This is a genomic window from Anaeromonas gelatinilytica (genome assembly GCF_016820635.1).
Classification (GTDB): Bacteria; Bacillota; Clostridia; order Tissierellales; family SIT17; genus Anaeromonas; species Anaeromonas gelatinilytica.
Genome location: NZ_WSFU01000136.1, coordinates 1 through 9,767, shown reverse-complemented (window position 1 = coordinate 9,767; position 9,767 = coordinate 1). Strand labels below are relative to the sequence as shown.

Genomic DNA, 9,767 nt, shown 5'->3' with positions numbered 1-9,767 from the left:
CCTCAAAGGTAACAGGTTGGGTGCATGGAGATTATTTAAGTAAAGCAAGTACATCCAAACCAGGGCCAGAAAAACCAGAAGAAGAAAAGGCATATAAAAAGATAAAAGTAACAACTCCTATACTAAATGTCAGAGAAAGACCAACAATAAGTAGTATGAGGATATTTCAAGTATATGAGGGACAAGTATATACTACTGTAGATGAAAAAGATGGATGGTATAAAATAGATACATCAAAAGTAACAGGTTGGATATCTGGAGACTATGTGAAGGTAATAGAAGAGATTGAAGCTGAAGAACCAAAGGAACCAGAAAATCCAGAAGAGCCAGAAGAGGAAATAGAAGAACCAGTGGAAGTTTTGGAAAAAGTAAGAATAGAAAAAGATAGACAAAATTCTACATTTGTAAATGTTTCATTAAAAATAACAGCAAGCTCTGTAGGTAGTGAAAATGTAGAATATCAATATTTAGTTAGAAGAAACAGTGGAGAATGGAAAGTAATCAAAGATTACACTGATAATAATAGCTATACATATATTCCGACGAATAGAGGAGATTATACCTTTAGAGTAAAGGGAAGAATAAAGGATACTCAAAAAGAAGTAGTGTCTAATGATATAAACCATGAAGTAGTAGGAAATATAATATATGAAAATATAAATTATAGTAGAAGCTTCCAAGATATGTTACTGGAACAATTAAGTAAAAATCCACAAACAGATCTTTATACTAATGGATGGATGACAGCAAATGTTCAAGATTTAGATAGATATTTAAATCCTGAAAATTTCTTACAAACCTCGAATGATTCTTATACATATGATATAGTAGGACAATTAAGAGTAACAACCAATGTGTTAAATGTAAGAGAAAAAGCAACTACAAGTAGTAATATAGTAGATAAAGTATTAGAAGGAGAAGTATATACAATTGTAGATGAAAAAAATGGATGGTATAAAATTCAAACGAAATATGCATTGGGATGGATTCATGGTGGATATGTAAAAACTAGCTATAAAGCAAAAGAAGAATCCCTAACTAAAATGGAAGTGACAGCTAGTGTATTAAATGTAAGAGAATCTGGAACAACAAATAGTAGTGTAATAGATCAAGTATTAAAGGGACAAACATATACTCCAATAGAAGAAAAAAATGGATGGTATAAGATTAAAACATCAAAAGTAACAGGATGGGTTCATGGAGGATATCTTAAAAAGGCAACAAGCAATACGGTTTCTAGAGGAGAAACAGGAAATTATTATTCTATAAGAGTAGATACACCAGTATTAAATGTACGAAGTAATCCAAGTGTAGAAGGAACTCTTCTTACACAAGTAAAAAGCAATGAGATATATATTGTATTAGATGAATTAGATGGATGGTATAAGATAAAGTCAAATGGAATAACAGGTTGGGTATCAGGAGATTACACGAAATCTTCAAATCAAGCTCCTAAAGAAATGTATCAATTCCTAGTCTTGTCAGGGAATAGTGGATTATCAGCTAATCAATTGAATAATATACTTAAAGGTAAAGGAATACTTGAAGGTAAAGGACAAGCATTCATAGATGCAAGTAAAAAGTATAATGTAAATGAAATTTATCTTATATCCCATGTATTATTAGAAACAGGTAATGGAAAATCCAGTTTAGCAACAGGAAGGACAGTAAATGGGAAAACAGTATATAATATGTATGGAATAGGAGCATATGATCATGATCCAATAGGTACAGGATCTCAATATGCATATAATCAAGAGTGGTTTACACCAGAGAATGCAATCATAGGTGGAGCTAAATTTATATCACAAAGATATGTAAACAATTCAAGCTATAAACAAGATACATTATATAAAATGAGATGGAACCCAGATACTCCAGGTACTCATCAATATGCAACAGACATAGGATGGGCGTATAAACAAACAGCAAAGATAAAAGAACTATATGATTTATGTACAGACTATACATTAAGATTTGAAATCCCTAAGTATAGTGTAGAATAGAGGAATAGAGTAAGTAAAAAGATAGGCTTTATCTAAAGCCTATCTTTTTTTTATGAAATATTAAATAATCATCACATAAATTTCACACTTTTATTATATTTTGAAGTATATTATAATAAAAGATATTATGAGCCTAAATATAGATAGGGGGGAAATTAGCATGAGGACAATATTAGTTACAGGAGGGGCAGGATTTATTGGTTCACATATAGTGGATAGACTAATAGAAAATGGGGATAAAGTAATAATTATAGATAATTTATCCACAGGGAAAAAAGAAAATATAAATACTAGAGCTATTTTTTATAATAAGGATATCAGGGACAAAGATATAAGTGAGATATTTGAGAATGAAAAGCCTGAATATCTTATACATCATGCTGCTCAAATAAATGTACAGCAGTCAATACAAAATCCAGTACTGGATGGAGATATAAACATATTAGGAACAATTAATTTATTAGAAAATTGTAGAAAATATAATATTAAAAAAGTAATATATGCTTCATCTGCTGCAGTATATGGGGAACCTGAATATTTAGGTATAGATGAAAATCATCCAATTAAACCAATATCAAATTATGGCATATCAAAATTAACACCAGAACATTATATAAAGGTATATAGTGAGATATATAATATTAGATATAATATTCTAAGATATGCTAATGCATATGGTATTAGACAAGATCCAGATGGAGAAGGAGGAGTAGTATCTATATTTATGAATAGAATTCTTAACAAAAAATCTCCTAAAATATTTGGTGATGGTAATCATACAAGAGATTTTATATATGTAGATGATATAGTAGAAGCTAATATATTGGCTCTTGTAAATGGAGATAATGAAAAAATCAACATAGGTACAGGAAAATCTATTAGTATTAGAAAATTATTTGAAATAATGAATAGCATAATTGGTTATAATCTAGAAGTAGAATATGATATTCCTAGGGAAGGTGATATACGTCATAGTTATTTTAATATAAATAAAAGTAAAGATAGCTTAGGATGGGAACCAAAGTATAGTTTAGAAGAAGGGCTTAAAAATACAATAAAATATTATAAAAATATCATTGAGTAAAAATTATGAAATTTTAATATTACAAATACATTATTTGACAACATTTTATGTTTGAAAATGATATAATATGGTGTTAGTATATAATTGTGTCGTCAGTAATATAATGGTAATATAAGATTGTCGATATCAGGGATAAAATTTAATAATTAAAGTTTAGGGTGTTTATATGAAAGTATTGTTAATAACACAGCATTTCCCTCCTGAAATAGGAGCGGCATCAAATCGTATGAATAATTTTGCATATTATTTAAATAGAAAAGACATAGAACTTACAGTTTTGACGAATGAACCATCTTACCCTAAGAAAGAATTATATAAAGATAATACATGGGGAAAGGAAGATAATGGATTAAATGATATAAAAATTTTAAGAGTTAGTAATCCGTTTAAAGACTATTCAAAAAATAAGATAAAAAGAGTAGGATTATATTTAAATTTTATGCTAAAAGGAATATTAAATGTATTAAGAAATAAGGAAAGATTTGATGCTATAATAGTTACTTCTCCTCCTATATTTGCAGCAGTGATAGGGGTAATTTTAAAGAAAAAGTATAAAAGTAAACTAATATTAGATGTTAGAGATTTATGGCCCGATTCAGTAAAAGATTTAAATATTTTTAAGAATGAAATTATACTAAAACCTGCATATTTTTTTGAAAAGATAATGTACAAGCATGGAGATAAAATTATAATTAATAGTAAAGGATTTATAAAACCTTTAAAGGGAAAAGGAATAAAAGATGATAAAATTGTTTATATCCCTAATGGAATAAGAAAAAAAGACTTTACAATGAATCAAAAAGTATTTGATAAAAAACATGATATGATTGAAATTATATATGCTGGAACAATTGGTTATGCTCAAGGAATTGATTCTATTGTTGAGATTGCAAATAATTTAAGAGAATATGAAAATATTAGTTTTAAAGTTATAGGTACAGGAGTAGATTTTGAAAAAATTAAGAGTTTAATATCAGATTATAATTTAAACAATATAGAATTAATGGGAGTATTATCAAAGGAATGCGTTTTTGAAGAATTATTAAAATCTGATATAGGATTTATACATCTAAGAGATTTAAAAGTATTTGAAACAGTTATACCTTCAAAAATATTTGAATATATGCTAGCTAGATTACCTATAATAGCAGGTGTTAAGGGGTATATTAGTCAGATGATATTAGATAATCATATTGGCTTGTTATCTAATCCATATGATGCCCATGATATGTCAAGAAATATATTAGAATTAGTAAATAATGCAAGTCTTAGAAAAGAGATTTCAGATAATCAATTAAGTTTATTAAGATCTGAATTTATTTGGGATGAAAATATTGAGAGACTTATAGATTTATTATAGAAAGGAATTAGAATATGTCGTCATTAAAAAAAGCAATTCAAGATTTTAAAAAGTATAAAGAATATATATTGTTTACAACAAAATCAGAACTTAAAGTTCAATTATCTAGTACTTTTTTAGGATATCTATGGTGGATATTAGATCCATTAATGTATATGTTAGTATATATGTTAGTAGTAATGATAATTTTTAAAAGTGGGGGAGAAAATTTTCCTATATTTGTATTTTCTGCATTAGTGCCCTGGAAATGGACAGTATCTTCAATAAAGGATGCAGCTAAAAGTATTAAAGGTAAATCTTCAATATTACAACAAGTTTATTTACCTAAATATATACTGCCCTTAATCAAAACGTTAATAAATACTACTAAATTTTTATTTGGTATCTTAGTATTGTTAGTATTATTGATATTTTTTAGAGTACCATATACAGTACATTTAATGGAATTTTTTGTTGTATTTATGGTACAGTTATCATTGATATTGGGAATAGGATTTATATTAGCTCATTTAGGTGTGTTTTTTAAAGACATTGATAATATTCTTGATTTCACATTGAGATTTTGGTTCTATGTATCTCCCACTTTATATGGATTGGAGAAGATACCAGAGAAGGTTAGATTTATATGGTGGTTGAATCCTTTAACAACAATATATACAAGTTATAGAAATATATTTTTAGAGGGTACATCACCATTATATGGACCATTACTAATATGGTTTGCATTTTCAGTTGTACTTATAAGTATTGGGTTGAAATACTTATATAAGTTTGATAAAAATTATACAAAGGTGATATAAAATGAATAATACAGCTATTGAAGTTAAAAATTTAAATTTAAAATATAAATTTATTAAAAGCATGAATATGAAAAAGGAACTAGTAAAGATGTTTATGCGTGATGGTGAAACAAGAACAAAAGAAGTATGGGCTCTGAAGGATGTTAGTTTTATTATAGAAAAAGGAAGTAATGTAGGAATAATAGGAAGTAATGGGTCTGGAAAAACTACATTGCTTAAAACTATAGCCAATATATTTCAACCAGATTCAGGAGAGATTCAGGTAAATCAAGAATCTATATCTTTATTAACATTAGGAGCTGGGTTTCAGCCAGAGTTAAGTGGATATGAAAATATTTATTTAAATGGTTTAACATTAGGCTTTACAAAAAAAGAGATAGATAAAAAATTAGATGAAATAATAGAATTCTCAGAATTAGGCGATTTTATATATAATCCTATTAGAACTTATTCATCTGGGATGAAGAGTAGACTAGCTTTTTCCATAGCAATTCATATAGAACCAGATATTCTTTTAATAGATGAGGTATTAGGAGTAGGAGATCAGTCATTTAAGGATAAGAGTACGGCAAAATTAAAAGAGATAATTTTTCAAGATAGAACAGTAATCATGGTATCTCATAGCCTATCAACAATTGAAGATTTATGTGATACTGTACTTTGGTTAGAGAAAGGAATAGTAAAGGCATATGGACCTACTGAGGAAATATTAGAAGATTATAAAGAATATATGAATAACTTAAGAAAGAAACGAGGTAATTAGATTTGAATAAGAATATTTGTATGTTTGTATGGAATCATTTTACTAATGATGCCAGAGTATTAAGGGAATGTACAGCTCTTAGTGAAGCAGGGTATGATGTAGATTTAATTTGTATTCATGATCCAGCAGATAAAGGTCTTCCCATGGAAGAAGACATAAATGGATTTAAAGTAAAAAGAGTAAAAAGATATCCTGATTTATATTTAAAATCTAAAAAATGGAGAAAATCTTTATCCTTATTAAAGAAAAAAGTAATGAATAATAAATTGCTTTTGATACCTTTGGTACCTTTAGGTATTATCGCTTTACCATTATTTATATTATATAAATTAGTAGGTATATTTCTTAAAAAGACTAATCTTATGAAGGCATATATAAGATTTATGATATTTATTAGGATGATTAAGGAAGGACTCAGAAAAGACTATGATATATATCATAGTAATGATTTGAATACATTGCCTCAAGGATATATATGCAATATATTTAAAAAAGGAAAGCTTATATATGATTCACATGAAGTACAAACAGATAGGACAGGTTATGTAGGAAAGCAATATTATTATCTTGAAAAATTTTTAATTAAGAGAATAGATAAAATGATAATGACTACAGATACAAGGGCAGATTATACTGCCAAGTTATATAATATGAAAAAACCAATGGTAGTACACAACTATCCTTTTTATAAAGAGGTTGAAGATAAAATTGATTTATATGAATTAGCTGATATACCAAAGGAAGAGCCTATTCTTTTATATCAAGGTGGTATACAGGAAGGTAGAGGAATTGAAAAAATAGTAGAATCTATACCATATTTTGATAGGGGAATAATAGTATTCATAGGAGATGGTAGACTTAAACCAACTATAGTAAATATGGTAAAAGAGATGGAATTAGAAGATAAAGTGAGATTTATACCTAAAGTTCCAGTGAATGATTTACCTAAATATACTAAAAATGCATATTTAGGATTTCAGGTTTTACAAAATATATGTTTTAATCATTATTCTACATTATCTAATAAACTATTTGAGTATATGATGTCAGATGTACCTGTTATAGCAAGTGATTTTCCAGAGATAAAGAAAATAGTAGATGGAGAAAAAACAGGTATAATAGTAAACACGGAAGATAGTGATGAGATTGCTAAAGGGGTAAATGAATTATTAAATGATAAAGAAAAATGGAATGAATATAAATTGAATTGTGAAAGAGCGAAAAAAATATATAATTGGGAAAATGAAAAAAAGAAATTTATAGAAATATATAAAGAAGTAATTTAGACTATTTCTTTAAAGAAGGTGATATGGGTGAATGATGATCAAATAAATAATCGTTATTATGGAAAAATAAATTCAGAAGAAACATTTCAAAAAACTCAGAATAGAATACATTGGATGTGTGAAAATATAAAAGGTAGAAAAGTTCTAGATATAGGTTGTAGTCAAGGAATAGTATCTATATTATTAGGAAGAGAAGGATTTGAAGTAATAGGGATAGATATAGAAGATAAAAAGATAAAAGAGGCTCAAGAGGAATTAAGTAAGGAATCCCAGTTAGTAAAGAAAAATGTGAAATTTATAAATCATGATGCTACTAAACTAGATGAAGAATTTGGGAAATTTGATACTATTCTTTTAGGAGAAGTATTAGAACATTTTTCTAATATTTATAAGTTATTAGAAGGTATAATAAAAGTTTTTAAACCAAAGGGAAATCTAGTATTAACAGTTCCATTTGGCTATTTAAGATTTCATGATCATAAGCAAAACTTTTATATTTATAAATTAATCAAAGAATTACATCCTTATTTTAGAACGGAATTTATAGATATAAAGGACAAGACTATTTATTATATAGGAGAGAAAAGAGAAGAAGTTTTGAAAGGAATTAATACTAATGATATTGATGATATTTTAGTATGGATAGAAAAAGAAGAAGATGCATTTTTGGAAATTGAAAGAAGTTTAGATAAACTGAACCGAGATAGAAAATATTTAATAGATAAAAGAAATATAGAAATAAAAAAACTAAAAGAAGAAATTGAAAAAAGTAAAAATTATGAATTAGAATTATATAGAAAAGAGATTAATGAAATTGAAGAAAAAATTGATTATGTGTTAAACAATAAAACATCAAAAAAGAATTTTAATGAAGAAAATTTAATTAAAGAGATAATTTTACTGGAGCAAAATTTATATAAAAAGAAATTGGAACTTAAAGTTAAAAATGATATGTTAAAAAATACTTATAATAAAATAGAGAATTTACAAAGTGATGCATCAACAAGATATAAAATAGGGGATTCATTGATAGCAGCTTCAAAGTCTCCTAAAAAAGCTATTAAATTGCCAAAGACTCTTTTGAATATTTATAAACAGCATAAAAGAAGATCTGCTAATCAAGTAAATTATTTTGAACCAGGGAAGAGGAGAAAATTAATACCACCAATTAAATCTAGTGGCAATGGAATAATATTCACTCCAACAAATGGAGCAGGATTAGGACATTTAACAAGGTTATTATCTATAGCTAGAAGAATAAAAAAACTGGATCCAGAGAGAGAGATTATATTTTTTTCCACAAGTTCGGCTATGCATTTGATTTTACAAGAAGGATTTTTAGGATATCATTTGCCATCAAAAATGTTATTTCCTAAAGATGCTACAGCTACTCAATGGAATAGATTGCTAGAAGAACAATTAGAGAGAATAATAGATATGCATAAACCTTCAATGGTGGTTTTTGATGGGGCATATCCTTATGCTGGTTTAATATCGTCTATGGATGAAGTTCAGACAATGAAAAAAGTATGGATTAAAAGAGGAAGAGCTAAAGAAGGTCTTGAAACGATGAGGGATGAAAAAGAGCAGTATTTTGACCATGTGATAAAGCCTGGAGAAGCAGGAATGAAAAAGAAAGAAAATGAATATAATCCAGTTATATATTTAGATAAATCAGAACTATTATCAAAAGAAAAAGTTAGAAAAAAATTACAAATTCCAGAAGGATATAAAATAGTATATGTGCAATTGGGAGCTGGAAATATAAATGATATTAACTCAACTATCTATAAAGTGTTAAAAGCATTAAAAGAAAGAGAAGATATTTATATAGTTATGGGAGAATCTATAATTGGAAATAGATTAAATATATATGAAGATAGAGTATTGGTTATTAGAGATTATCCAAATTCTAGATATTTTTCAGCATTTGATTTAGCAATTTCAGCCACAGGATATAACACTTTCCATGAATTGATGTATTTTGGTGTGCCATCTATATTTATACCCAATACAAATACTAAAACGGATGATCAATTATCTAGAGCTAAAAAAGCAGCTATGGTGGATGCAGCTATAGTAATAGAAGATGTAACCGAAGAATCTTTGCGAAAAAGTATTAATTACATTTTAGAGCCTTCAAATAATCTTAAAATGAAAGAAAATTGTAAGGAATTAATAGAAAGTAATGGAGCAGATGAAATATCAAACTTTTTATTGAAAACTATAAAATAGATTGTAATCTTGAAAGGGGATAAATTAAATGTCATTATATGAAAAGATTAGGAATAAAGAAGAGAAGATATCAGTAGTAGGATTAGGTTATGTGGGACTACCACTAGCAATAGCATTTGCAAAGAAATCTGATGTAATAGGCGTAGATCATAATGAAAGTAAAGTAGAAAAATATCATCAAGGAATAGATGTAACAAACGAAGTAGGAAACAAAGCAGTACAAGAAACTACAG

The 9,767-nt window shown here is 27.2% G+C and carries 7 protein-coding genes and 1 pseudogene; all 8 read left to right on the top strand.

All coding sequences use genetic code 11. The annotated features are described in order from the left end of the window. The coding region (locus GOQ29_RS12905) for an SH3 domain-containing protein (protein WP_203373080.1) at positions 1 to 2,006 on the top strand (2,006 nt) is incomplete at its 5' end. 160 nt (positions 2,007 to 2,166) lie between these two features. Beyond that, positions 2,167 to 3,090: an SDR family oxidoreductase gene (locus tag GOQ29_RS12900; protein ID WP_203373079.1), complete on the top strand. Its 924-nt coding sequence runs from the start codon at positions 2,167 to 2,169 to the stop codon at positions 3,088 to 3,090. Positions 3,091 to 3,256: 166 nt separating this feature from the next. Further along, a complete protein-coding gene (locus GOQ29_RS12895; protein ID WP_203373078.1) occupies positions 3,257 to 4,450 on the top strand; it encodes a glycosyltransferase family 4 protein in 1,194 nt (397 codons plus the stop codon). 14 nt (positions 4,451 to 4,464) lie between these two features. Then, positions 4,465 to 5,250, top strand: coding sequence for an ABC transporter permease (locus GOQ29_RS12890; protein WP_203373077.1), 786 nt, complete (start codon positions 4,465 to 4,467; stop codon positions 5,248 to 5,250). A gap of 1 nt (position 5,251) precedes the next feature. Continuing rightward, entirely contained in the window at positions 5,252 to 6,013 is a 762-nt protein-coding gene (locus tag GOQ29_RS12885; protein WP_203373076.1) for an ABC transporter ATP-binding protein, read from the top strand. A gap of 2 nt (positions 6,014 to 6,015) precedes the next feature. Continuing rightward, positions 6,016 to 7,299 carry a glycosyltransferase gene (locus GOQ29_RS12880; protein WP_203373075.1) on the top strand — a complete coding sequence of 428 codons (1,284 nt, stop codon included), beginning with the start codon at positions 6,016 to 6,018 and terminating at the stop codon, positions 7,297 to 7,299. A 27-nt stretch (positions 7,300 to 7,326) separates the two neighbouring features. Beyond that, positions 7,327 to 9,534 (top strand): methyltransferase domain-containing protein, encoded by a 2,208-nt coding sequence (locus GOQ29_RS15120; RefSeq protein ID WP_203373074.1) that lies wholly within the window; start codon positions 7,327 to 7,329, stop codon positions 9,532 to 9,534. A gap of 28 nt (positions 9,535 to 9,562) precedes the next feature. Further along, positions 9,563 to 9,767 (top strand): annotated as a pseudogene (locus GOQ29_RS12870) (nucleotide sugar dehydrogenase); the annotation flags it as partial.